This is a genomic window from Actinoplanes teichomyceticus ATCC 31121 (assembly GCF_003711105.1).
Taxonomy (GTDB): Bacteria; Actinomycetota; Actinomycetes; order Mycobacteriales; family Micromonosporaceae; genus Actinoplanes; species Actinoplanes teichomyceticus.
Map to the genome: position 1 here is coordinate 2,739,579 of NZ_CP023865.1, position 21,855 is coordinate 2,761,433.

22 protein-coding genes are annotated in these 21,855 nt (G+C 72.8%); 10 read left to right on the forward strand and 12 right to left on the reverse strand.

Annotation, left to right across the window (positions count from 1 at the left end; translation table 11 throughout):
- The first annotated feature begins 51 nt into the window (after nucleotides 1-51).
- On the forward strand, nucleotides 52-741 hold the full coding sequence (locus ACTEI_RS12270; RefSeq protein WP_122982095.1) for a RibD family protein: 690 nt from the start codon (nucleotides 52-54) through the stop codon (nucleotides 739-741).
- Nucleotides 742-863: 122 nt separating this feature from the next.
- Here ACTEI_RS12270 and ACTEI_RS12275 read toward each other — a convergent pair whose 3' ends face one another.
- Genes ACTEI_RS12275 through ACTEI_RS12295 form a run of 5 tightly spaced genes read right to left on the reverse strand, consistent with a single transcriptional unit; the run spans nucleotide 864 to nucleotide 5,305 of the window.
- Entirely contained in the window at nucleotides 864-1,976 is a 1,113-nt protein-coding gene (locus tag ACTEI_RS12275; protein WP_187645974.1) for a lysylphosphatidylglycerol synthase transmembrane domain-containing protein, read from the reverse strand.
- 57 nt (nucleotides 1,977-2,033) lie between these two features.
- On the reverse strand, nucleotides 2,034-2,798 hold the full coding sequence (locus ACTEI_RS12280) for a class I SAM-dependent methyltransferase (RefSeq protein ID WP_122977773.1): 765 nt from the start codon (nucleotides 2,796-2,798) through the stop codon (nucleotides 2,034-2,036).
- Nucleotides 2,795-3,838, reverse strand: a complete 1,044-nt coding sequence (locus ACTEI_RS12285) for a glycosyltransferase family 4 protein (protein ID WP_122977774.1) — start codon at nucleotides 3,836-3,838, stop codon at nucleotides 2,795-2,797. Before ACTEI_RS12285 ends, ACTEI_RS12280 begins: the two co-directional genes overlap by 4 nt.
- Nucleotides 3,835-4,236 (reverse strand): 6-pyruvoyl trahydropterin synthase family protein, encoded by a 402-nt coding sequence (locus tag ACTEI_RS12290; RefSeq protein WP_122977775.1) that lies wholly within the window; start codon nucleotides 4,234-4,236, stop codon nucleotides 3,835-3,837. The genes ACTEI_RS12285 and ACTEI_RS12290 overlap by 4 nt, the downstream gene beginning before the upstream one ends.
- Before the next feature lie 58 nt (nucleotides 4,237-4,294).
- Nucleotides 4,295-5,305: a zinc-dependent alcohol dehydrogenase gene (locus ACTEI_RS12295; RefSeq protein ID WP_372443275.1), complete on the reverse strand. Its 1,011-nt coding sequence runs from the start codon at nucleotides 5,303-5,305 to the stop codon at nucleotides 4,295-4,297.
- Nucleotides 5,306-5,352: 47 nt separating this feature from the next.
- Between ACTEI_RS12295 and ACTEI_RS12300 the strand changes: the two genes are divergently transcribed.
- Nucleotides 5,353-6,120, forward strand: coding sequence for a CDP-alcohol phosphatidyltransferase family protein (locus ACTEI_RS12300; protein ID WP_122977776.1), 768 nt, complete (start codon nucleotides 5,353-5,355; stop codon nucleotides 6,118-6,120).
- Here ACTEI_RS12300 and ACTEI_RS12305 read toward each other — a convergent pair.
- Nucleotides 6,117-7,034 (reverse strand): cobalamin-binding protein, encoded by a 918-nt coding sequence (locus ACTEI_RS12305; RefSeq protein ID WP_122977777.1) that lies wholly within the window; start codon nucleotides 7,032-7,034, stop codon nucleotides 6,117-6,119. The genes ACTEI_RS12300 and ACTEI_RS12305 overlap by 4 nt on opposite strands.
- Before the next feature lie 251 nt (nucleotides 7,035-7,285).
- Here ACTEI_RS12305 and ACTEI_RS12310 point away from each other — a divergent pair, with 251 nt between their 5' ends.
- Entirely contained in the window at nucleotides 7,286-7,882 is a 597-nt protein-coding gene (locus ACTEI_RS12310) for an HAAS signaling domain-containing protein (RefSeq protein WP_122982098.1), read from the forward strand.
- Nucleotides 7,883-7,925: 43 nt separating this feature from the next.
- Here the strand turns inward: ACTEI_RS12310 and ACTEI_RS12315 are convergent, their stop codons facing one another.
- The 4 genes from ACTEI_RS12315 to ACTEI_RS12330 form a co-directional block, all read right to left on the reverse strand.
- Entirely contained in the window at nucleotides 7,926-8,702 is a 777-nt protein-coding gene (locus ACTEI_RS12315; RefSeq protein WP_122977778.1) for a helix-turn-helix domain-containing protein, read from the reverse strand.
- 29 nt (nucleotides 8,703-8,731) lie between these two features.
- Complete coding sequence (locus tag ACTEI_RS12320; RefSeq protein WP_122977779.1) at nucleotides 8,732-9,493, reverse strand: ABC transporter permease; 762 nt, start codon at nucleotides 9,491-9,493, stop codon at nucleotides 8,732-8,734.
- On the reverse strand, nucleotides 9,490-10,299 hold the full coding sequence (locus ACTEI_RS12325; RefSeq protein WP_122977780.1) for an ABC transporter ATP-binding protein: 810 nt from the start codon (nucleotides 10,297-10,299) through the stop codon (nucleotides 9,490-9,492). The genes ACTEI_RS12320 and ACTEI_RS12325 overlap by 4 nt, the downstream gene beginning before the upstream one ends.
- Nucleotides 10,300-10,435: 136 nt before the next feature.
- Complete coding sequence (locus tag ACTEI_RS12330; protein WP_239082493.1) at nucleotides 10,436-11,332, reverse strand: alpha/beta fold hydrolase; 897 nt, start codon at nucleotides 11,330-11,332, stop codon at nucleotides 10,436-10,438.
- Between the two features lie 179 nt (nucleotides 11,333-11,511).
- On the opposite strand from ACTEI_RS12330, the gene ACTEI_RS12335 reads away from it, so the two are divergent.
- On the forward strand, nucleotides 11,512-11,844 hold the full coding sequence (locus tag ACTEI_RS12335) for a hypothetical protein (protein ID WP_122977781.1): 333 nt from the start codon (nucleotides 11,512-11,514) through the stop codon (nucleotides 11,842-11,844).
- A gap of 465 nt (nucleotides 11,845-12,309) precedes the next feature.
- Here the strand turns inward: ACTEI_RS12335 and ACTEI_RS12340 are convergent, their stop codons facing one another.
- A complete protein-coding gene (locus ACTEI_RS12340; RefSeq protein WP_122977782.1) occupies nucleotides 12,310-12,681 on the reverse strand; it encodes a hypothetical protein in 372 nt (123 codons plus the stop codon).
- Nucleotides 12,682-12,886: 205 nt separating this feature from the next.
- On the opposite strand from ACTEI_RS12340, the gene ACTEI_RS12345 reads away from it, so the two are divergent.
- From ACTEI_RS12345 to ACTEI_RS36905, 5 genes are all read left to right on the forward strand, one after another.
- Nucleotides 12,887-13,141: a hypothetical protein gene (locus ACTEI_RS12345; RefSeq protein ID WP_239082494.1), complete on the forward strand. Its 255-nt coding sequence runs from the start codon at nucleotides 12,887-12,889 to the stop codon at nucleotides 13,139-13,141.
- 221 nt (nucleotides 13,142-13,362) lie between these two features.
- Nucleotides 13,363-15,207 (forward strand): molecular chaperone HtpG, encoded by a 1,845-nt coding sequence (gene htpG, locus ACTEI_RS12350; protein WP_122977784.1) that lies wholly within the window; start codon nucleotides 13,363-13,365, stop codon nucleotides 15,205-15,207.
- An 85-nt stretch (nucleotides 15,208-15,292) separates the two neighbouring features.
- Nucleotides 15,293-16,165: a zinc finger Ran-binding domain-containing protein gene (locus ACTEI_RS12355; protein ID WP_145830861.1), complete on the forward strand. Its 873-nt coding sequence runs from the start codon at nucleotides 15,293-15,295 to the stop codon at nucleotides 16,163-16,165.
- 161 nt (nucleotides 16,166-16,326) lie between these two features.
- Nucleotides 16,327-16,920, forward strand: coding sequence for a trehalose-6-phosphate synthase (locus ACTEI_RS12360; protein WP_203723719.1), 594 nt, complete (start codon nucleotides 16,327-16,329; stop codon nucleotides 16,918-16,920).
- Between the two features lie 1,283 nt (nucleotides 16,921-18,203).
- Nucleotides 18,204-19,649 (forward strand): hypothetical protein, encoded by a 1,446-nt coding sequence (locus ACTEI_RS36905; RefSeq protein WP_164465921.1) that lies wholly within the window; start codon nucleotides 18,204-18,206, stop codon nucleotides 19,647-19,649.
- 61 nt (nucleotides 19,650-19,710) lie between these two features.
- Here the strand turns inward: ACTEI_RS36905 and ACTEI_RS12380 are convergent, their stop codons facing one another.
- The gene (locus tag ACTEI_RS12380; RefSeq protein WP_122977789.1) at nucleotides 19,711-21,027 is read right to left on the reverse strand and encodes a COG1470 family protein; all 1,317 of its coding nucleotides are present in this window, start codon (nucleotides 21,025-21,027) and stop codon (nucleotides 19,711-19,713) included.
- Between the two features lie 168 nt (nucleotides 21,028-21,195).
- On the opposite strand from ACTEI_RS12380, the gene ACTEI_RS12385 reads away from it, so the two are divergent.
- The gene (locus ACTEI_RS12385) at nucleotides 21,196-21,816 is read left to right on the forward strand and encodes a helix-turn-helix transcriptional regulator (protein WP_122977790.1); all 621 of its coding nucleotides are present in this window, start codon (nucleotides 21,196-21,198) and stop codon (nucleotides 21,814-21,816) included.
- Nucleotides 21,817-21,855 lie beyond the last annotated feature (39 nt).

Below are 21,855 nucleotides of genomic sequence, written 5' to 3' on the forward strand. Positions count from 1 at the left end.
GCGTCGCCCGAAGATCGGGCGCCGTACGCCGCGGATTATCGTGGACGCACGATGGCTGAGCGTCCTTACACCTTGTTGAGTTGCGGGATGTCGATCGACGGTTATCTCGACGACACCACCGAGGAGCGTCTGCTCCTGTCGAACGACGCGGATTTCGACCGCGTCGACGAGGTGCGCGCCGGCTGCGACGCCATCCTGGTCGGCGCGGCGACGATCCGTCAGGACAACCCGCGCCTGCTGGTGCGCTCCGCGCGGCGCCGCGCCGCGCGGGTGGCGCGCGGGGCGCCGGCGAACCCGGTGAAGGTGACCGTGACCAGCCGCGGCGACCTCGACCCGGGGGCGTCGTTCTTCACCGCCGGGGATCCGGAGAAGCTGGTCTACTGCGCCACCCCGGCGCTGGCCGAGGCCCGCGCCCGGCTCGGCGCGGTGGCCACCGTGGTGGACGGCGGCGACCCGGTCGACGTGCACCTGGTCTCGGTGGACCTGGCCGCGCGCGGGGTGCGCCGGCTGATGGTCGAGGGCGGCGGCACCGTGCACACCCAGTTCCTCACCCGTGACCTCGCGGACGAGTTGCAGCTGGTGGTGGCCCCGTTCTTCGTGGGGGACTCGCGGGCTCCGCGGTTCGTGCACGACGGCGACTTCCCGGCCGGCCCGAAGAACCGGGCCCGGCTGGCCGGGGTCCGCCAGATCGGGGACGTGGTGCTGCTGCGCTACGCCCTGTCCGACCGCTGCCGGGACTGAGCGCCCCGCCGCGCCCGGCGGCGTCGCGCCCCGGACGAGCCGGCGTCCCCGGAGGCGTCCACGCTGCGCGCGCCCGTTCCGGATCCCGCGACGCGGTGCGGGCCGGCGACCCGGTCGGCCGGTCAAACCGCGACCTGACCCGTGTACGCCGGTTGCCGCACCGTGGCCAGGCGGATCCGTACCGGCTCCGGCACGCACGTGCCGACCGCCGGGGAGATCGGCGCGGTGTCCCGTACCCGGGAATCGGCCCGCGCCGGGAGCGCCGGGACCGGCTCGGCCACCGGCTGGTCGTCCGCGGGCGCCGGCCGCAGCCGCCGCGCGGCGCGGACCGCGACCACCAGCGCGCCCGGCGCCGCCGCGACGAAGGCGCAGATCCCGTACGCCACCGCGATCGTCACGCCCTGCTCCGCGCTCAGCCCGGCCGCGCCGAACGCCCAGGCCAGCACGCCCTCCCGCGGCCCCCAGCCGCCCACGTTCAGCGGGATGCCCATGGCGAGTAGGGCCAGCAGCAGCAGCGGGGCGAGCGTCAGCAGCGAGGCGCCGTTGCCGGCCACCCGGGCCGCCACCAGGAACGTCGCCAGGTGCCCGGCCAGCACCAACGCCGAGGCGAACAGCACCCCGGGCCAGTTCCGGCGGGCCAGCAGCCCGGAGCGGATCTCCGCGGCGCCGGTGCGGGCCGCGCCGGCGAGCCGGGAGCGGCCCCGCTCCACCCGGCGTGCCACGCCCACCACCAGCAGCGAGCAGATCGTCACGACGGCGGCGCCGGCGGCCACCTCGGCGCCGTGCGCGCCGATCAGGGTCAGCACCGGCGACGGCACGGTGACCAGCACCGCCCCGCCCACGACCAGCAGGACCAGCTGCCCCGCGGTGCGCTCCAGCACCACCGCCCGGACGCCGCGCCCCACGTCGCCCTCCTCGCGGCCGTGCTGCACGGCGCGGCCGACGTCGCCGAGCACCCCGCCGGGCAGCGCCGCGTTCAGGAACAGCGCCTGGTAGTAGTCGGCGGTCGCGTCCCGGATCGACAGCCGCAGGCCGAGGCCGCGGGCGACCAGGCACCAGCGCCACGCGCTGAGCACCGTGGTGAGCACGCCGATCCCGAAGGCCAGCGCCAGGGTGCCGGTGTCGAGCACCCGCAGCCCGTCCAGGAAGGCGCCGGTGCCCAGCCGCCACAGCACCAGCGCGATGATCCCGGCGCCGCCCAGCAGCCGTGCCCAGGCCCAGAACGATCGCGTCACTTTCCCGTCCCCTCGTCGATCCTCAGGGACTAGTACGCCGGACCGCCTCACCAGGGTTCACTCGAAGATCGCCAGAACATCCCGGTGTCCGACCGTGACCTCCGGCAGCGCCGCCAGCCGGGCCGCCAGGTACTCGTCGAAGCGCAGGTCGGGCCGCTGCTGCGCGGCCGCGCCGACCCAGCCGCGCAGCCACTCGGCGGTCAGCCGCGCGCGCTGCGGGCCGAGGCGCCACGGACTCTCCCGGGTGACCACCCGCGCTCCGGCGCGGGTGAACGCGGCCGCCGTGTACGCCGGCGCGTCCGGCCCGAGCAGCGGCCGCCCACCGGTCTCCCGGCGCTGGTGCGCGTTGAACGCCGCCTCGACCTCCCGGTCGCGCGGGTCCTGCGGGGTGAACCGGACCTGCCCGGTGACCGACAGCGTGAACAGCGCGGTCGTGCGGGCCTGCGCGCACACCTCGACGAGCCGGTCCACCTCGGCCGCGGTCAGCAGGTCCAGCAGCGCCGAGCAGGTGACCAGGTCGGCGCCGGTCAGGTCGTCACGTGTCAGCGCGGTCACGTCCCGCTCGTCGATCGCCACGTTGGCGCCCTCCGGCATCCGGTCCGCGGCCACCTCGAGCAGCTCGTGGTCGCGGTCGGTGAGGATCCACAGCTGTGGCGCCGGCAGCCGCGGCGCCAGCCACCGGCCCAGCGAGCCGGTCCCGCAGCCCAGGTCGCGGATCACCTTGACCGGCTGGGGCAGCAGCCCGACCAGCTCCAGGGAGCGGGCATCGGCGTCGGCGGGCTCGCGCAGGGCCAGCCAGTCGGCGCTGAATTCTCCGGTCATGGGGTTCCTTCCTCGATGGTTCGCAGAATGGCGGTCAGCCGGCGGGCGGTCTCGTCCCAGCCGGTCAGCGTCGCCCGGCGGGCCCGGGCCCGGTCCCGCCAGGTCTCGCGCAGGCCGGCGTCGGTGAGCCAGGCGCGCAGGACGGCCGCGAGCGCGCCGGCGTCCTCGGGTGGCACGAGACTCCCGGGCACGCCGCCGCCGGCCTCGCCGAGGGCCTCCGGGACGCCGCCGACGTCGGTGGCGACGACCGGGAGGGCGTGCGCGAGCGCCTCGGTGATCACCATGCCGTACGTCTCGGCGCGTGAGGCGAGCACGAACAGGTCGGCGTCGCGGTAGGCGGCGTCGAGCTGCGCGCCGGCCAGCGGGCCGGGGAACGTGACCCGATCGGCGACCGGGTCCGGCACCGGCGGGATCCGCCCGGCGCCGGCGAACGTGCACTCCCAGGCCAGGTCGGTGAGCCGGGCCAGGGCCGCCAGCAGCAGGTCCTGGCCCTTGCGCGGGGTCAGCGAGGCCACGCAGAGCAGCCGGTGGCCGGTGCCGGACGGCACGCCCGGGTCGGCCCGGTCCACCCCCGGCGCGGCCACGTGGACGTGCGGCAGGTCGTGCAGGGCCTCGACGCGCCGGGCGGCCGGGGCGCTGGTGGCGACGACCGCGGCGGCCAGGCGCAGGGCGCGCCGTTCCAGGGCGCGCAGCTCGGCGGCCTCGGCCGGGCTCAGGCCGGTCTCGTCGCCGAGCGGCAGGTGGACCAGGATCACCAGGCGCAGGCGGTCGGCGTGCGGCTGGAGAACCTCCGGGACGCCGCCGGCCACCAGGCCGTCGAGCAGGACCGTCGCACCGGCCGGGAGCCGGGCCAGGGCGTGGGCGAGCCGGTCCCGGTCGGCCGCGGCGGGGCGCGGCCAGGCGCCCGCCACGGCGATCTCCCGTACGTCGTACGACGCCGCCAGGTGGTCGAGCACCCGGCGGTCGTAGCGGTTGCCGCCGCTGGGCGTCGCCGGGTCGTCGACGCCGGCCGGCAGCACCACGTGGAGCCGGTGGGTCACCGCAGGGTTCGTTCGTAGCTCGCCCAGGCGATGTGCGACTCGTGCAGGGTGACCTGGATGCCGGTCAGGCCGCGCGCGCCCGGCCCGAGCTCACCGGCGCAGACCCGTACGGCCAGCCGGTCGGCGATCACCTTGGCGAGGAACTCGGTGGAGGTGTTGACGCCGGAGAACTCCGGATCGTCGTCGAGGTTGCGGTAGCTGAGGCCGGAGCAGATGGTGCGCAGCTGCTCGCTCGCCCGGCCGATGTCGACGACGATGTTGTCCTCGTCCAGCTCCGGGCGGCGGAAGGTGGCGTCCACCACGAAGGTGGCGCCGTGCAGCCGCTGCGCGGGCCCGAAGACCTCGCCGGAGAAGCTGTGCGCGATCATGATGTGGTCGCGGACGGTGACGCTGAACAAGGGCTCTCTCCTCGGTTGGCGGATCTGGACTGCACAACGGTTACCCGGACCGGAAAGATCAATTCTCGGCCGGATAGTCGATCACATGGCACAGCGCGGCCAGGCCGCCGCCGGCCAGCCGGGGCAGCAACTCGGGCAGCTCGGTGAAGGCGGACCGACCGCTGACCAGGGCGTCGAACCGGTCGTCGCGCAGCAGGCGCAGGGCCAGCCGCAGGCGTTCGGCGTACGACCGGCCGCGCGCCGGGGCGATCCCGCCCACCTGGCTGCTGCGGATCGTCAGCCGCCGGGAGTGGAAGAACTCGCCGAGCGGCAGCGCGACCTGGCGGTCGCCGTACCAGCTGAGCTCCACCACGGTCCGCTCCGGCGCGGCCAGCTCCAGACAGCGGACCAGCCCGGCCGGGTTGGCGCTGGCGTGGATGACCAGGTCCCGGCCGGACAGGGCGTCCGCCGGCAGGGCGAAGTCGACGCCGAGCGCGTCCGCGACCGCCTTCCGCGCCGGGTCGGCGTCGACCAGCTGCACGTCCGCGCCCGGGAACCCGGCCAGCACCGCGGCCACCGACGAGCCGACCATGCCGCCGCCGACCACGGTGATCCGGTCGCCCAGCTGCGGGGCGGCGTCCCAGATCGCGTTCACCGCGGTCTCCACCGTGCCGGTCAGCACCGCCCGGGCGGCCGGCACACCGTCGGGGACGACGGTGACGCTCTCCACCGGCACGACGAACCGCGTCTGATGCGGGAAGAGCGAGAAGACGGTCCGCCCGCGCAGGTGCCCCGGGCCGATCTCGACCACGCCGACGTTCAGGTAGCCGTACTTCACCGGCGCCGGGAAGTCGCCGGCCTGGAACGGCGCGCGCATGGTGGCCCACTGGCTCTGCGGCACCCGCCCCTGGAAGACCAGCGTCTCGGTGCCGCGGCTGACGCCGGAGTGCAGCGTACGCACCAGGACCTCGCCCGGACCGGGATCCGGCACCGTTTCCGGGCGTATCTCCCCCTCCCCGGGGGAAACCAACCAAAAGGCCCTCGCGTCGAACACGAACCCCACTCCCTCTGAACCGAAAGTCCTCGCCAAGCGTGTGTGTGGAGGACAGCGGTTAGACCCTATGTCCAGGAGGCACGGTGACCACCACTACCGCCACGACGACCCCGTCCCGGGCGCCGTTGTTCGGGTTCGCCGCCCAGCTCGCGCTGATCGCCGTCCTGGCCGGGACCGCGGGGCTGACCCTGGCCGGCGGGCTCGCCGGGATCGTCTACGGCGTGGTCCTGTGCGCCCTGCTCGGCGCCGCCCTGCAGCGCGCCGGGACGACCGTGCTGGGCTGGGCCAACCTCGTCACGCTCGGCCGGGCCGTGCTCACCGGCGGGGTGACCGCGCTGGTCACCAGCTCGGCGCTGGGCCGCCCGGCGCCGGTCTGGCTGCTGGTCACGATGGCGGCCGTGGCCCTGGCCATGGACGGGGTGGACGGCCAGGTGGCCCGCCGCACCGGGACGTCCTCGCAGCTCGGCGCGCGGTTCGACATGGAGGTGGACGCGTTCCTGATCCTGGTGCTCAGCGTGCACGCCGCGATCTCCTACGGCTGGTGGGCGCTGGCCATCGGCGCGTTCCGGTACGCGTTCGTCGCCGCCTCCTGGGCGCTGCCCTGGCTGACCGCGGCGCTGCCGCCGCGCTTCTCCCGCAAGGTGGTGGCCGCCCAGCAGGGGGTGCTGCTGGCGGCGGTGGCGACCGGGCTGCTGCCGGACTGGGCCGCGATCGCCGTGCTGGCCGTCGCGCTGGCCTCGCTGACCTGGTCCTTCGGGCGGGACATCGCCTGGCTGCACCGGGCGTCGCGGATCCGGGCGGCGGCACACGAGCGGTGGTCCGCGCCTCGGCGTCCGGCCCTGGCGCGCTAGGTTCCCGGGGTCGCGTCCCGGGCGCCGCCGGGGCCGACCCGGGCCACCGTGCCCGCCCGCGCCCGCGGGACCGCCCCCGGGTGCAGGATCGCGGCGATCGCCTCCACCCCGTCGACCAGCCGCGGGCCCGGCCGCACCACCAGGCCGTCCCCGTCGATCGCCCACACCTGGGCGTCCGGGAAGTGCGGCAGCACCGTCTCGGCCTGCCGGATCGCGCCGTCCAGGTGGTAACCGCACGGCGTCACCAGCACCACGTCCGGCTTCGGCGCGGCCAGCTCGGCCCAGGACACCTGCACCGACCGCCGGCCCGGCTGCGCCGCCACCGGCTCGCCACCGGCCGCCACCACCAGGTCCGGCACCCAGTGCCCACCGGTGAACGGCGGATCCACCCACTCCACGATCGCCACCCGGGGCCGCGGCCGGCCGGCGACCGCCGCGGCCACCGCGTCCAGCCGCCGCTGCAGGCCCGCGACCAGCGCCCGGCCCCGCTCCGGTACGCCCGTCGCCGCCGCCACCTCGACGAACGTGGCCAGCACGTCGGCCAGGCTGTGCGGGTCCAGGCTGAGCACGGCGGCGCGGCAGCCGAGATGGGCCAGCGCGTCGTCGACGTGCCCGGACGGCAGCGCGCACACCCGGCACAGGTCCTGTGTCAGGATCAGGTCGGGGGACAGGCCGGCCAGGGCGTCGGCGTGCAGGGTGTAGAGGTCGCCGCCGGCCGCCATCCGGGTGCGGACGTAGTCGTCGATCTCGGCGGGGGTCATCCCACGGGTGTCCCGGCCGCCGACCACCACGGTCTTGTCCGAGCGGGCGGCGGCCGGCTCGTCGCACTCGAAGGTGACGCCGACCAGGTCGTCGCCGAGGCCCAGGGCGTACACGATCTCGGTGGCGGAGGGCAGCAGGGACACCAGACGCATACCCCCATCCTGCCCGCTCCCCGGCCGCTGCGGTGGGTCGCTCCGCGCGGGGCCGGCACCCCGCGCCGACGCCCGGCGGCCGGCTCCCCGCTCGCCCCTATGCCGAAAGTCCGATGCGGGCGGCCCAAGAATACGACTCCGGTCCGATGTGCCCGCGGCGCCGGGTGGCCATGCTGAACGGCATCACCGGACCGCGGATCCCGTCCAGGCAGCCGCGGCGCCCGTGTGACCGGCTTCGGGAGGAGACCGAGATGACGACAGCCCCGCTGGCCCACACCGATGCGCTCGTCCTCGACTACCTGGCCGCGCTCTGGGCGGCGAGTGAGGACCTGCCGCCCGAGCGGCGCGACGAGCTGATGCGGACGGTGACCGACTATCTCGCGCTGCGCCGCGCGCCCGACGGCGATCCGTCACCGGTGCTGGCCCGGTTAGGCCCCCCGGAGCAGCTCGCCGAGGCCACCCGGCGCGGCTTCCTGCCGCTGCACCTGCGGCTGCCGGCGCCGCCGCCGGCCCCGGCCACTCCGGCCCGGGTGTCCGTGGTCGGCGGCGCCGAGTCCGTGGCGATCGCCCTGTTGACCGCTGGCACGTTCCTGATGCCGGTGGTGAGCCCGGCCGCCGGCATGCTGATCGCCACCGGCTCGTCCCGGTGGACATCGGGCCAGAAAGCGGCCGGCTGGATGCTGACCTCGGGCTCCGCCGCGGCCGCGGTGCTGACCGTCCTGGCGCTCGCCGGCCTCGGCGCCGGCGCGGGCGCGATCCTGCTGCTGGCCTATCTGGCGGCCTGCGCCGGTTCGGTGATCGCCGGCCTGGTCCTGCTGGCCGGCATACCCCAGCCGGAACGGGACTGAGCGCGGCCGGGACCGGCGGCGTCCGCGACGGGTCCGGGGACGGTCATCGCGGCGGCTCCGCCACCCGCTCCAGCCGGGTCCACCGGGCCCACCCGCGCTCGCGCATCAGCTCCCGCAGCCGCTGCAAACGCGCGTCGGACTCGACGGCGAGCGCGTCCAGCAGGTCGAACGGCAGGTCGTCGTGCAGGTCCTCGCCGACCTCGCCGGACGTGTACGACTGCTCGGCCATGGCGGCCATGATGTCGGCGACCTCCCGCAGCAGCGGGTCGTCGTCGCCCCGGTCGTTGTCGAACAGCTCCGACAGCAGCAGGTACAACCGCAGCATCCGCGGGTCCTCCAGCTGCGCGACCTTCTCGGCGATCCAGTCGCTCACCCGATCGGGCCAGCGGGCCGCGATCAGGATCCACCCGTCGCGCTCGCCCGCCACCATCCGTTCCGACACGCCGGCCGCCCGCAGCCGGTCCAGGTAGGACGCCGCCGCCGGTGGCAGCACCAGGCTGTCACCGGCGGCGAGTTGGGCGATCTGCTTACGGCTGGTCTCCAGCCGTTCGATCTCCTCGCGCAGGTGGCTGTCGATCCGCTCGGCGGCGTGCGCGAACGTCGCGGCGTCCGCGTCGAGCATCTGACGGATCTGCGACAGCGGCACGCCGGCGTTGGCGAGGGTACGGATCTTGATGAGGGACACGACCGCCGTGGCGCCGTACCGCCGGTAGCCCGACGCGTCGCGCTCCGGCTCGGGCAGCAGCCCGACCTGGTGGTAGTGCCGCACCGCCCGCACCGTGACGCCGGCGTACTCCGCCAGCCGACCGATCGTCAGCATGTCCTCATCCCGCCCTTACCGAATGCCGTTCAGGAGATCTTGCGACGGTAGGTGATGGTCGCGACGACGTAGGCGACGACGAGGATGCCGGCGCACCACGCGAGCGCGATCCCGATGTCGTCGCCGACCGGCCGCTGGGCGAGCAGGGCGCGGATCGCGTCGACGATGGAGGTTACCGGCTGGTTCTCGGCGAAGGCGCGCACCGGGCCGGGCATGGTCCCGGTCGGCACGAACGCCGAGCTGATGAACGGCAGGAAGACCAGCGGGTAGGAGAATGCGCTCGCCCCGTCCACGCTCTTGGCGGTCAGGCCCGGGATGACGGCGAGCCAGGTCAGCGCCAGCGTGAACAGCACGAGGATGCCGGCGACGACGAGCCAGCTGAGCACCCCGGCGCCCGAGCGGAAGCCCATCAGCAGGGCGACGCCGACGACCACCACGACCGAGATCAGGTTGGCGAGCAGCGACGTCAGAACGTGCGCCCAGAGCACCCCCGAGCGGGCGATCGGCATGGATTGGAAACGTTCGAAGATCCCGTCGCGCATGTCCATGAACAGCCGGAACGCGGTGTACGAGATGCCCGACGCGATGGTGATCAGCAGGATGCCCGGGAGCAGGTAGTTCACGTACGGGCCGCCCCCGGTGTCGATCGCGCCGCCGAAGACGTAGACGAAGATGAGCATGAGGGCGATCGGTGTGACCGCGGTGGTGATGATCGTGTCGAGGCTGCGGGTGACGTGGCGCATGGTCCGCCCGGTCAGCACGGCGGTGTCGGTGAGAAAGTGCGTGGTCATCGTCGTCCTTGTCGCTGGGCGTCTTCGCCGGTGCGGCCGACGACCGCGAGGAAGACATCTTCGAGGGAGGGCTGCTTCTCGACGTACCGGACCTCGGCGGCCGGCAGGAGCTGCTTGAGTTCGGCCAGGGTGCCGTCGACGATGATCCGGCCCTCGTGGAGGATCGCGATCCGGTCGGCGAGCTGTTCGGCCTCCTCCAGGTACTGCGTGGTGAGCAGCACGGTGGTGCCGCCCCGGGCCAGTTCCTCGACCGCCCGCCACACCTCGATGCGCGCCTCCGGGTCGAGGCCGGTGGTCGGCTCGTCGAGGAAGATGACCGGTGGATCGCCGATCAGGCTCATCGCGATGTCCAGCCGGCGGCGCATCCCACCGGAGTACGTCGCCACCCTGCGGTCGCCGGCCTCGGTCAGAGAGAAGCGCTCCAGGAGGTCGGCCGCGACCGCGGCCGGGTCGCTCAGGTGCCTCAGCCGGGCGACCAGGACCAGGTTCTCCCGCCCGGTGAGGATCTCGTCGACGGCCGCGAACTGGCCGGTGAGACTGATGGACTCGCGGACGTCGGCGGCCTGGGCCGTGACGTCGAAGCCGTTGACCCGGGCGGTGCCCGCGTCCGCCTTGAGCAGTGTGGAGAGGATTCGCACCACTGTGGTCTTGCCCGCCCCGTTGGAGCCGAGCAGGGCGAAGATGCTGCCCCGTGCCACCTCGATGTCCACGCCGCGCAGCACGCGCAGCTGCTTGTACGACTTCTCCAGGCCCCGCGCGAGGATCGCGGGGCCGGAGATCTGCCGGGTTGTCGCCGGGATGCTCATGCGGTCAGTGTCGAGGGTTGACGCTGCGTCAGGGTCAAGCCCGGGAGCGGACGCGTTGCGGCTGCGCCGGTCCCGCTCGCTCCCACCCGCGGCCACCGGATGCCGGGTCCGCCGGCGGCCGACCCGACGACTCCCGTCAGGCGGCCGGCGTCAGCGGGTCGGCCGGCTCGCCGAGGATCTCGGTGAGGACCTGGTTCCAGACCGCCCGGGGCGGGACCTCGTGGCCGACGCCCTCCAGCCAGACCAGCCGGGACCCGGGGATCACCCGGGCCAGCTCGCGCGGATGCTCCGGCGGGAACCGCTGGTCGAGGGTCCCGTGCAGGATGAGCGTGGGGGCGGTGACGGCGGGCAGGCGGTCGCGCACCGGCGGCCCGAAACCGGCGAGGCGGTGGTTGAGCCGGGCGGTGGCCAGGTTCGCGGACCGGTCGAAGACGCGTTCGGCGAGGCGGCGCAGCTGGGGCTCGTCCGGGGTGAACGGGCCGCCGCGCGAGCGGATCTCGGCGATCAGGCCGGCCACCGCGGTGCGCCGGTCCGACCAGTCGATCTCGTCGGCGGGGGCGCGGAGGCGCACCTCGGTGGCGGGCGCGGTACGGACCGCGACCGCGGTCACGCCGGCGAGCACCGGGACGGCGTCCGGGCCGAGTCCGGCGCTGGTCGCGATCAGGGTCAGGGTGAGCACCCGGTGCGGCTGCTCGACGGCGATCCGCTGGGCCAGCGCGCCGCCGAGGGAGAGGCCGACCAGGTGCGCGGCGGGCACCCCGAGCGCGTCCAGCACGCCGAGCGCGTCGTTCATCAGGTCCGCTCCCGAGTACCCCGCCCCGGCCGGGAACGACGTGGAGCGGCCGGTGTCGCGGTGGTCGTAGCGGATGACGAACCGGCCACCGGCGGCCAGCCGGCGGCAGAACTCGTCGTCCCACCAATCCATCGAACTGGCCTCCCCGGCGAGCAGCAGAAGGGGCGGGTCGGTGCGTTCGCCGAAGGTCTCCAGGCACACCTGGATGCCGTTGACCGGCATCATCGTCTCGGTCACCACGAGGCCATTGTGCGGGCGCTCACCGACAGTCAAGTTAAAACCGGATCACAACGGATGACGAGATCGATGTGAGCGGTTCTCGGCTCTTGCGGGCCGTCCGGCGATCCGGTGCCGGAAGTGCCGAGCCGGCCTGCTCCGGCCCGGCGCTGTGCTTGACTCCACACGTGAATATTCCCGATTTGTCGGAATTTGAGCCGCATCGGAGCGAGGCGGACGCGGCCTTCGAGGGCGCCCGGGTGCCCGGGCTGCGGGCCGAGTTCTTCCGCCGGGCCGAGGGTGGCCGGATCGCCAGCGTCGGACGGTACTGCCTGGGCGCTCAGGAGCTGTTCCTCGCCTGGGGTTACGTCGACGAGGAGCACTGCCGGCACCACGCGGTCCGGGACCGGCGGGGTGGCTGGCACCCGGCCGCCGCCGGGTGTCCCGAGGTCGAGCTGATCAGAGACGGCGAGGTCGTGGTCGGCCTGGCCGTCCGCGCCTCCACCGGCGACTGGGTCCGGGCCCGGCGTGACTGACCCGGCCGCAGGCCAAGGGGGCGGGAGCGGTGCCGGGCGTGAGTGACCCGGCCGCAGGCCACGGGGGCGGGAGCGGTGCCGGGCGTGAGTGACCCGGCCGCGGGCCACGGGAGCGGTGCGGGGCCCGGCGTGACTGACCCGGCCGCGGGCCACGGGGGCGGGAGCGGTGCCGGGCGTGAGTGACCCGGCCGCAGGCCACGGGGGCGGTGCGGGGCCCGGCGTGACTGACCCGGCCGCGGGCCACGGGAGCGGGCCGGAAGCGGGGCCGGGCGGGTGGGGGCGGGCCGGGGAAGCGGGCCCGGCGGGCGAGAGCGGGCCGGTGGTTGGAGGTGGGCCGGTGGGTCGAGCGATCGCGCGCCGGCCGGCCTCGGGCGCGGGAGCGGGCGCCCCGCCCGGTGGGGGACGCCCGCGGTTGAGCGGTGCCGGTGGCCCGGGTGCGGGCCACGCCCGGCCGTGGCCGGACGCCTACCGGTGGGTCGGGGCGGGTGCCGTGACGGCGTCCCGGGCCTGGTTGCGGACGATCCGCAGGGAGGCGGCGGTGAGTCCGAGGGCCAGCAGGAACAGGGCCAGGTGCAGGTACGGGTCGACGACCGGCACGAAGCCGATCACCGCGACCGGGATCTGCACCACGGCGATCAGCGCGGCCAGCAGCCATCTGCGGTGACCGCTCCACAGCATCGCCGTCCACACCGGCGCCGAGGCGACCAGCAGGGTGAGGCCGTCGAGCACCGCGTGCAGGTACGTGTTGTGGACGTTGTTGTGAGCGAACGCCTGGGCCGGTGCGGCGATCCAGAGACCGGCGACGGCGAGGGCGAGAACGACAGCGGCACGACGCATGGGATCCTCCAGCGTGATCAGACCGTTGCTCCGAGTAATCACGGTACAAACGCGGCAGCCGTCAGGTAAAGCGTCACGGGGATTCATTCCCGCGGATTGGCACATCGCCACGTGACGTCGCTGTCCGTACCGATGATCCTGCCCGATCGGACCACTGGCTACCGAATGTGATGATCACTAGCCTGCTCTCGTGCGTTTAGTGGAGATGGCCACCGCGTGTGCGGTGACGGTCGGTATTTCAGCGTCCTCTTACGCTGCGTTGAATCCGCAGGAGTTGGAGGCGCGGGCGCGGCGGGTTGCCGACCGGGCGACGTGCCGGACCGTGGACACCGCGATCGTCGCGTTCATCGCGCTCAACGACACCGATCCCACATCGATCCAGCAGCTCCGGCCGTACGTCAGGGGCGACATCTCGGGTTACCGCATCGTCGCCGGGAGGGCCGCCGGCCCGGGTTGCTGACGCGCGGGCCCGGGACCACGCCTCACGTCCGGTCCCGGCCGCTCCGGAACCGGGCCCGGACCGGACGCGGTGACCGGGGCCGCCCCGCCTTCCCGCGGCGGGCGGCGGCCGCCGGGACCGCGCGGCTTCCGGTCGCGGGCGGCGTCTGCCCGTGGTGCCGACCGGACGGCCGGGCGACCGTCATACCATCGGCCTGTACCACCGGATGAGGATGGAAACGGGTGACGATGGAGACGTTGGAGTTCCAGGCCGAGGCGCGCCAGCTGCTGCAGCTGATGGTCCACTCGATCTATTCGAACAAGGACATCTTCCTGCGCGAGTTGATCTCGAACGCGTCCGACGCGCTGGACAAGCTGCGCCTGGCCAAGCTGCAGGACGGTCTGGAGGCGGACACCTCCGACCTGCACATCGAGATCGAGGCGGACTCCGAGGCACGGACGCTGACCGTCCGGGACAACGGCATCGGCATGACCCGCGAGGAGGTCGTGACGCTGATCGGGACGATCGCCAAGTCCGGGACCGCCGACCTGCTCGCCAAGCTCAAGGAGGCGTCCGACAGCAAGGGCGACGCCGAGCTGATCGGTCAGTTCGGGGTCGGCTTCTACTCGACCTTCATGGTCGCCGACCGGGTGAGCCTGGTGACCCGCAAGGCCGGCACCGAGGGGCACGGCACCCGATGGGAGTCGGCCGGCGAGGGAACGTACACGATCGACGACGCGCCGGACGCGCCGGTCGGCACCGCGGTGACGCTGCACCTGCGGCCCAAGGACGAGGAGGACGCGCTCTACGACTACGCCGACCAGTGGCGGATCAAGCAGATCGTGAAGCGCTACTCGGACTTCATCTCCTTCCCCATCCGGATGGGGGAGGAGACGCTGAACTCGATGAAGGCGCTCTGGGCACGCCCGCGCAGCGAGGTCTCGGACGACGAGTACCACCAGTTCTACCGGCACATCAGCCACGACTGGGCCGACCCGCTCGAGATCATCAACATGAAGGCGGAGGGCACCTTCGAGTACGAGGCGCTGCTGTTCATCCCGTCCCGCGCCCCGCACGACCTGTTCCAGCGTGACGCCCGCCGTGGCCTGCAGCTCTACGTCAAGCGCGTCTTCATCATGGACGACAGCAAGGAGCTGATCCCCGACTACCTGCGCTTCGTCAAGGGCGTCGTGGACGCGGCGGACCTGTCGCTGAACATCTCCCGGGAGATCCTGCAGCAGGACCGGCACATCCAGATGATCCGCCGCCGGCTGGTCAAGAAGGTCCTGTCCACGATCAAGGACATGATGACCGGCAACCCGGAGAAGTACGCGACGTTCTGGCGCGAGTTCGGCCGGGCGGTCAAGGAGGGCCTGCTCAGCGAGCCGGACAACCACAAGCCGATCCTGGACATCGCCTCCTTCGCCACCACGCACTCCGCCGAGCCGACCACGCTCGCCGGCTACGTGGAGCGGATGAAGGAGGGCCAGGAGGAGATCTACTACCTGACCGGCGAGAGCCGCTCCCAGGTGGAGAACTCGCCGCACATGGAGGCGTTCCGGGAGCAGGGCTACGAGGTGCTGATCCTCACCGACCCGGTCGACGAGATCTGGGTCGACGCGGTGCCCGAGTACGACGGCCGGAAGCTGCGCTCGATCGCCCGCGGGTCGGTGGACCTGAAGAAGGACGAGGAGGAGAAGGAGCCGGAGGGCGACTTCGGCCCGCTGCTGGGCTTCCTCAAGGAGAAGCTCGACGAGCAGGTCAAGGAGGTGCGCCTCTCGCACCGGCTGACCACCTCGCCGGCCTGCCTGGTCAGCGACTCCGACGACATCACCCCGGCGCTGGAGAAGATGTACCGCGCGATGGGCCAGGAGGGGCCGCGGGTGAAGCGGATCCTGGAGCTCAACCCGAACCACCCGCTGGTCACCGGGTTGCGGTCGGCGCACGAGCGCGGCGCCGACGACCCGGCGCTGCCGGAGACCGCCGAGCTGCTGTACGGCACCGCCCTGCTGGCCGAGGGCGGCGACCTGGAGGACCCGGCCCGTTTCGCGAAACTGCTCGCCGACCGGCTGGCTCGCACCGTCTGATCGGCAATACGCATAAGCGGCCCCGGGAGCATTCCGGGGCCGCTTTTATCTTTGTGACTGCCGTCGATATGGCTATGCTCGCGGAATGAGGTGCGAAGCCTGCGGCTTGGACAACGACCCGTCGCTCGACTATTGCGACAATTGTGAGCATCCGCTGCGGGATTCCACCACCGCCGTCATTTCTCCGCGGCAGCCGGTCCCGGTGCCGCGGCCCCGGCCCGTCCCGACGGTGGAGTTCATCGACGACGGGGACGACGAGGAGGAGACCCGGGTCCACGGCGGGATCCCGCGGCAGCCGGCCGAGCCGCGCCCGCTGACCCGCCCGCTGCTGGCCGCTGTCGCGGTGCTGACGCTGGCCGGGGCGGTCGGCGGCACGGTGCTGGCGCTCAACCGGGACGAACCGGAACCCGGCCCCGAGCCGATCGTCACGGTCACCACCAGCGCGTTCACCGAGCCGGCGCTGCCGCTCACGGCGGAGCCCACCATTGGTCCGCCGTCGCCGACCGCCGACCGGGCGGCGCAGGGCGCGGCACTGGACGAGCTGCTCGATCGCAGCAAGCGCAGCCGCGACAAGCTGGTCCAGGCGAACGACGCGGTGTTCCGGTGTGCCGGCCTGGCCGGCGCGATCCGGCGGTTGCGTGACGTCGGCACCGAACGCAACCAGGAGCGGGCCACCCTGGCCGGCCTGGACCTGTCCGCGTTGGCGAACGGCGAGGAGCTCCGCAGCGCCCTCGACTCTGCGCTGTCGCATTCGCTGACCGCCGACGGCTATTACGTGAAATGGGCTCAGGAAAAGCAGCGTAACGGCTGCCGGGAAACCGCCGTGGCGGAAGCGCACCGCATCGACGGGGACAACGAGTCGAAGATCGCCGGCACGGCCAAGAAACGATTCCTCGATTCGTGGAATCCGGTCGCCGCGCAGCTGGGGCTGCCGCTGCGCGACCGCGACGGGATCTAGCGACCGGCTCCGGGTGCGGCGGGACTTCCACGCCCGGTCCAAGTGCGGCAGCCGCCATTGATCATGGCTGGAGCTCGAGGTTGAGGCGGCGGGTGTGGTGGGCTCGTCTGGCTCGTGCCTGGTGCCGGCGTCGCCGGTTTGACCGGCGCAGACGGTAGGTGATGCTGCGGGTCGGACGGATCAGCAGGACGTTGATCAGACGGCGGATCTCGTTGCCGGTCAGATCGATCATGGTGGGCTGGCCGTGGCGGTCTGTTGCTCGGGCGTCGGCGGCGCAGATCGCGTGCCCGCACGAGCTGGGCGAAGGTGACCGGGCCGGGCGCCCAGCATCGGTAGAAGGCCAGCTCACCGGTGGTGTTGTCGCGGCGGATCAGCAGACCGTGCCGGCCGTCGTCGTCCGGATCACCGTCGGCGCCGACGAGCAGGGCGCACTGGTCCTCAGCGAGTTCACCGGCGCCGCGGCCGAACTCGACGACGCCTTCCTGATCAACGCTCACGACACCGATGACGTCGGAGGCGGGATTCCCGAGGCCCTCAACGCCGAATCGCAGGACCTTGTGGTGCGGATGCGCCACATGCGGGAGCAGGTCCGTGCATACGATATCGCCTACTGGGCCCGCGACTTCCTGAAGGTTCTCGGTGTTCGGCGGAACACCCCACGAGGCCGGGCAGGCCGAAACAGCGATGTCCTGATTCACTCATGCGAAAGGCTTTCCGATGTCCGAGCAGTCACACGAGCCCGACAACAATGGTGATTCCTCTCCGCAGAAGTCGTCCGCGGAGCCCGGGAGTTACGGCAGCCTCACCGTGGAAGACGAGCCTGGCGGCACCACAGATCCCGCCGACCTCGCCGGTTCGGCAACTACGGACGACGCCGAAGTCGGCCCCTCCAACAACGAAGCGGACGATCTCTGATCGCTCCGGCCGCATGCGACGACGGATGTATGCGGCGGCTCGCTCTACCCCTCGTAGCCGGCAGTGGTGTGCCGGCGCGGACTTCGGTCCCGACCTTCCGTGCTGCCCCCGGCCAGCAGCACACAACCGGTGCAGCTCCGGCGGAATCTTCTCGCGCAGCACTTTCAGTGCGTGATCCTTCTGGCCGGTCACCAGCACCCGCTGCCCGCGGGCCATCAGCGCGGACACCAGGTTGGCAATCGTGCAGGTCTTGCCAGTGCCGGGCGCCCAGCCGGCCTCTGCGCCGATCCATCAGCTGCGCATCGAACGCGGCCAGGTCCGGGCGACGACCTGTCGCGCTGGGCGTGTCCCCGATCCGGATGGAAACCGTCCAGACCGGCGAGCACCTGGCGGTCCTCCAACGTCTGCGGCCGGAGACGATCACAACAGCGATCTCCGCGGTGGCCCGGTCCAGACGCGGGACCACGGTCTCGACCAACAGATGCCGGCGTAGAGGGTCACCCTCGGTGCTCTGCCAGCGCAGCAGGCCCGTTCCCGGCACCATCTCGAACTCGTCGTCCTGCTGCTTGAGCAGTCTCGCGGCCTGCTCGAGCAGCTCGTACAAATTCCGGTGCTGCTGCGGCCAAGCGCTGCTGCTGCGTCCACGTCGTCAGCCAGCGGGCGAACACGGACGTCACCGATGGCGGCTCGGCGCGTTCCCATGACGGTATGGTCAGCGGCCCGGCACCGACCAGGCGTGGCGATGGGCCGTCGTGCGGCGGTGACGTCGGCGAGGAACTCCATCAGTGTTCCTGAAGAAGGGCGTCAAAGCCCGCCGGCGTGGCCCGGCAGGACTCCGGCACCGCCGGACGGATCGAGAGCTGCCAGGGCTGCCGGTCGTCGCCGTGTCCGCCGCGAGCCACTCCAGGATCTCGGAGTCGCCCGGGGCGATCGCGGGCTCGGCGATGGCTCCGGGCGTGCAGGACGTCTGCCCTTCCATCCGCGGCCGGCGCCACCGGAGGTCGATGACGAGTCCTCGATCATTTCCGGACGGCTCCCGCCGTGCCGCATCCGTTCATCTGGCGTCCAACTGGGACCCCTAGCCTGGCCCGGCACGATAGGCCGACGCGAGGAGCCCGGACTGATGCGGCAGACGCATGCCCGCCCGACGACCAGTGCCGGGGCGGGCCGTTCCGTCCCGCCGGTGGGGGCTCGCCGGCATTCCCACGAGGTCGAGACGATGCTGGCCCTGCAACGGTCGGCCGGGAACGCCGGTGTGTCCCGGTTGATCGACCGGCAGGGTGGCCCGGTCGTGCAACGCACGGAGATGCCGGGCGCCTGGAATCCGTCCTGGGACGCCGACAGCGTCGAACTCGACGACCTTTCCCCGGCCGAACCGGCCCCGGCCGAACCGGCCCAGGCCGCCCCGGGCCTGGACGTCGCCGCGGTCATCCGGGCGAGCCTGGAGGCCGAGTCCGAGGTGGCGGTTGATCCGGCTGCTGTTGCGTTGCCGGCGTCGCGGCCGGGGTCGGTGGCGTCGTTGTCGGGTGGGGTGTCTGAGGTGGCGGTTGATCCGGCTGCTGTTGCGTTGCCGGCGTCGCGGCCGGGGTCGGTGGCGTCGTTGTCGGGTGGGGTGTCTGAGGTGGCGGTTGATCCGGCTGCTGTCGCGTTGCCGGCGTCGCGGCCCGGCACGCCGGCGTCCGTCGTCGAGTCGCAGCAGCCGGGATGGTTGCGGCGGACCTTCAACGGCGATGAGGCGAAGATGACCGGGGCGGCGCTGGCGGTCGCCGGTCCCGGCGCGGGCCTGGCGAACAATGCCAACCCGTCCTTCGGTCTGATGGCGGGTGCGACCGGCGGCGCCAGCCTGACCGCGTTCGGCGACGCCATGAGCGAGGTGGTCAAGGCCGCGCGCTCGCCCGAGGGGTACAAGACGATGAACTGGGGCAAACTCGTCGGCGGCGTTCTCGCTTTCGGTGGCCTGGTCACCGCCGCGCCGAGCATCGCCGAGAAGGTGCCCCACGGCCGGGCCGCCGGCATGCTCCTGCAGGGCGTCGGCCTGCTCATCAAGAGCTACGGCGAGGGATACAGGCTGGAGAAGGGCTCGACCGCGCTCTCCGGCCTGCCCGACGGCGACATCGCCAAGGCCGCCGGCAACTTCGTCGCCGCCGTGGCGCCCATCCTGCAGGGCGCCGTCTACCTGAAGGAACCCGAGCTGGGCAGGATGCTGACGTCGGACGCTCTCGCCGCCGGCACGACAGGATCCCGGATGCTGAAGGCGGCGCTCTACTTCACCGTCGGGAGCGGGGCCGGAGACTTCGCCAGCGAGGTGGTCAAGGGCGTCAAGGAGGGCAGGGTCAACCCCGGTAAGGCGTTCGGCGGTCTCCTCCAGTCGGCCGGCGCGTTGACGTTCGCGAACGGCGCGGTCTTCCAGAACCTGCGCGCCCGTAACGGCGGGCTGTACCTGCAGGCCCTCGGCCTGGCCGCGAAGAGTGCCGGTGAGGGAATCAAGTTGGAGGACACGTCACTGAACGCCTGGCCGTCACGCCGGCGGCGCACCGCGCCGGCCACCACCGGAGCGAACGCCGTCTGACCCGGTGCGTGAAGCGGCCCGCGTTCCGGAGGGAACGCGGGCCGCTCACGTGGGTGGGACGTCAGTTCGACGCGGCGGGCGCCGCGGTCCTGACCATCAGGCCGTTGAGGTAGAGCGACTCGCGGCACTGGGTCGCCCGGCTGGCGTTGGCCGGGGTGCCCGGCGTCCGGCAGGTCACCAGCATGCTCACCCTCGCGCCGGCCGGCACCCGGATCGGGGTGACCGAGTGGTAGTCCTGGTTGCGGAAGTTCTCCAGCGCGTACGTCACGACCGGGACGCCGTTGGCGGTCACCCGCAGCGTGCCCTCGTCGCCCTGGACGTTGTCCACCAGGAAGTCGGTGAGCAGGAAGGTCCGCCTCGGCGGAACGGTGAAGCTGCGCTCGGCGGAGCCCGCCTTGTTCGTCCGGAACGAGATGGCGGCGGAGAACTGCTGGCCCTGGCCGCTGCCCGTGGCGCCGCTGCCGCCGCCCTCCGCCGTGCCGCTGTCCGTCCGGCCCGCGCTGCCGGAGCCGGGTGCGGCGGAGGTGGCGGCCGCGGTGGGGGTCGGGTCCGGCGGGGTGGTGGCGAGCTCGTTCTCCGCGGCGGCCTGCTGCTGCCGCGCGGTGTTCTGGTCGACTGCTTCCTTCGCCGCCGACTTCACCGCTGGCCGGACCAGGCCGAACCAGAGGGCGAGCAGCGCCAGCAGGAGCGTGAGCAGGGCGGCCAGCAGTTTGAGCAGTCCAGCCGAGATCACCGGCTTCTGGACGAAGACGCCCTCCAGCGTAAGGACCCGGCCGTGCTCAGGCCGTATCTCCACGGTGAACGGGGACTCGCGGGGCGGGCCCCACCAGTGCCAGCGGCGGGCCCGTACGGTCAAGCGTGTCTCTGCCCGGGTGCCGTTCCCGACGGTCATGGCCGCCGGCTGGAGCGCGAACGTGACCTGGTCGGTCCCGTCGGCGGCGGCGAAGGTCAGCTCCTCCGCGACGTTGCCGTGGTTGTCGGTGTCGACGCGGTATCGGCCCTGGCGGAGGCCGGACTGCGAGCCCGGCTGCAGCAGGGCCGCGACCTCCTGGAACGGCTCGATCGCGAGCACGCCCTCCTGCACCACGGTGGCGTCCGGGTGCTCCGACGGCACGATCCGCACGCCGAACGGCCGCTCGCCGGCCGGGACGCGGGGGGACCGCGGAGGGGCAAAGGTCACCGTCACGGTCTCGCTACCCGCCGGGTAGAGGTTGATCTCCGCTGGCTCGACGTGGGCCCATTCCGCGGGCTCGCCGAGCACCTCGATCCGATAGGCCTCCACAGTGTCGCCGGTGTTACGAACGGTGACCGGGACCGTCGCTGTCGAGCCGGGGGCCAGGGAGACGTACTCGGTCCCCAGATTCGCCGATGCGCGCATGTCGCTGAGCGTAGAGATCGATCCGAACCACAGTAGGGCCGTGCGGGAACCGGCGCGGGCAGACCTGCTGCCCGTCCGGGCTGCCGCGCCCCGGGCTCACCGTCCGTTAAGTACTTGCTAAGCGGATCGGAGCAGGATGTCGGCGGCACGGCGAAGGAGGAATCGATCATGCAACGGGTGCCGGTATATGTCCAGGCCACGGATCCGATCACGCTGCTGGGCATGAAGAGCCATCTCTCGGGGAGCGCGGAGGTCCGCGTCGTCGGCGAGACGGAACGGGAGTCCGCCTCGGTCACCGTGGTCGTCCCGGATGCCGTGACCGAGGAGACCTTCGCCACTCTGCGTGAGCTGCGTCGCGGTCCGAGTCGGCTGGTGCTGATCTCGTCCACCCTGGACGACGCCCAGCTGTCGCGTGCGGTCGAGTGCGGCGTCGTCGGCGTGGTCCGCCGCTCCGAGGTGTCGAGCGCGAGGCTCGTGCAGGTGTTGGTCGGCGCGGCCCGCGGCGAGGGCAGCGTGCCGGGCGACCTGCTGGGCCGGCTGCTGGAGCAGATGGGCCGGCTCCAGCGTGAGGTGCTGCACCCGCGCGGCCTCACCCTGCGCGGGCTGACCACCCGCGAGGTCGACGTGCTGCGCCTGGTCGCCGACGGATTGGAGACCCGCGAGATCGCCTCCCAGCTGTCCTATTCGGAGCGTACGGTGAAGAACGTGCTGCACGAGGTCACCACCCGGCTGCAGCTGCGCAACCGGGCGCACGCGGTGGCATACGCGCTCCGGCACGACCTGATCTGAGGGCACACATCCTGCCCCCGGGAATGCCCCGTTGCCCGG